The following is a 557-nucleotide window of genomic DNA, read 5'->3' on the forward strand; positions in this document are numbered from 1 at the left end:
CATCGCCTCTGACTGCCAAGGCATCCACCGTGTACGCTTAGTCACTTAACCATACAACCCCAAAGGGTCTTCTAGTCAACTAACCAAAGTTGTCTGCAATTTTTATACATGATGCAGACTCGATTTTGCCGGACTCAATTTCGAATAATCACTTAACAGTGATATTCCCAAGAACACTTGAATGTGCTCGTTCACTTTCACTTTAAAAAGTGAAAACAAACAGTTGGTACTTACTTAAACAGTAAGTATTGAGAACTTTACAAACAACAATAAATTGTTGTTTTGTCAGCTTTCCAAATTGTTAAAGAGCTATGAGAATTTAAAATTCACCATATTTAAAGATTCTATTGTAAAACCTTTAAATATGGTGGAGCTAGACGGGATCGAACCGTCGACCTCTTGCATGCCATGCAAGCGCTCTCCCAGCTGAGCTATAGCCCCAAAAACTACAAACCATATCAATCTGTGTGGACACTTGTATCAAACAATCATCGTATAAGGAGGTGATCCAGCGCCAGGTTCCCCTAGCGCTACCTTGTTACGACTTCACCCCAGTC

At 40.4% G+C, this 557-nt stretch carries 1 tRNA gene and 1 rRNA gene; both read right to left on the reverse strand.

What is annotated here, in order from left to right:
* Window positions 1-365: 365 nt before the first annotated feature.
* Window positions 366-441: transfer RNA gene (locus HGP28_RS19035), tRNA-Ala, on the reverse strand.
* Window positions 442-496: 55 nt separating this feature from the next.
* Window positions 497-557 (reverse strand): 16S ribosomal RNA (locus tag HGP28_RS19040); the annotation flags it as partial.

The sequence above is a fragment of the Vibrio agarilyticus genome, from assembly GCF_012641465.1.
GTDB classification, from domain to species: domain Bacteria; phylum Pseudomonadota; class Gammaproteobacteria; order Enterobacterales; family Vibrionaceae; genus Vibrio; species Vibrio agarilyticus.